Source organism: Pseudomonas sp. P5_A2_2 (genome assembly GCF_054177685.1).
Genome location: NZ_JBGCUL010001191.1, coordinates 1 through 1,243, shown reverse-complemented (window position 1 = coordinate 1,243; position 1,243 = coordinate 1). Strand labels below are relative to the sequence as shown.

The 1,243-nt window shown below is 53.5% G+C and carries 2 protein-coding genes; both read left to right on the top strand.

The window, feature by feature from the left end:
• On the top strand, nt 1–322 hold a 322-nt coding region (locus ACXRVY_RS29995; protein ID WP_458239072.1), incomplete at its 5' end, for a cation:dicarboxylate symporter family transporter.
• Between the two features lie 10 nt (nt 323–332).
• Nucleotides 333–1,243, top strand: a 911-nt coding sequence (locus tag ACXRVY_RS29990; protein WP_458239071.1) for an aspartate/glutamate racemase family protein, incomplete at its 3' end; no start/stop codon positions are given.

The window sequence follows — 1,243 nt, the reverse complement described above, 5'->3', positions numbered from 1 at the left end:
GGCCTACAACGTCGACCTGAGCTTCACACAGCAACTGCTCATCTTGCTGACGCTGATGATCACCAGCAAGGGAATGGCGGGTGTAGCCCGAGCATCGGTGGTTGTGGTGGCGGCTACGTTACCCATGTTCAATCTTCCCGAAGCCGGTATTTTGCTGATCCTTGGCATTGACCAATTCCTTGATATGGCCAGGACTGCCACCAACGTGGTTGGCAATAGCATCGCGACGGCTGTGGTTGCCAAATCAGAACCACATGAAGAAGCAGAAGACGCGCCCGGCACTGAGTCTCCGCTCCCAATTCATACTGTAGCCACCGCCTGAGAACCTAAACATGAAAGGTAAATCGAAGCCGTCCAGCGGGTCATCGTTTGCTCGCAAACTAGGTATCGTCGGCGGACTTGGCTCACTGGCCGGCGGCGATCTTTTCTACAAGTTGGTGAAGTCCAGAGCTGTTCTGGAAGATCAAGGTCGCTATCACTTCCTCTTTGAGCAACACCCCTTCAAAGACGTTCTGATGCCTCTGGATCGGGGCGCCAGCATGACCTCTAGAAAGTTCTATGTTTTCCAGGTTTGTCAGACCTTCGAGGCCAGCGAAGTCAATACAGTTTTACTGCCTTGCTTTGCCAGTCACACCTTTCGTGAGGAAATCCAGGAGGAAATTGGCATACCCGTTCTGGATATGATGACGGCGTTACGCAAGCACGTGGATCATGTCGCTGAACCTGGTACAACACTGGGCATAATCGCGTCCGACTATGTCAGGCACTCCGGGTTGTTTGAGCGCTATTTCGGCAATGACTTCAAGCTCGTTTATCCAAACAATAACGAGCAGTCTGGGTTGATGGACGCGATGTATGGCGTTAATGGCATCAAAGATGGGAACCTTGACGGTGTACCGCTGGAGTCTGTCTATAAGGCCTGCCTTTCGCTTCAGGATCAGGGCGCCACAATCATCCTGCCGGGCATGACTGAGCTCTCGTTGGTCTGCGGTGATCTTCAACGGCGTGGCTTGACTGTCCTGGATATCAACGAGATTTATGCCACTTTCGCCACCTTGGAGAAAGGCCAGTCGACCCGCCCGCCGTTCAAGCTTGGGATAGTGGGTGGAGTTGGGCCGGCAGCAACGGTCGACTTCATGGGTAAGGTTGTGGCGCACACACCGGCAGGTCGCGATCAAGAGCACATCAAAATGGTGGTGGAACAAAACCCCCAGATCCCTGATCGCACAGCCAACTTGCTGAA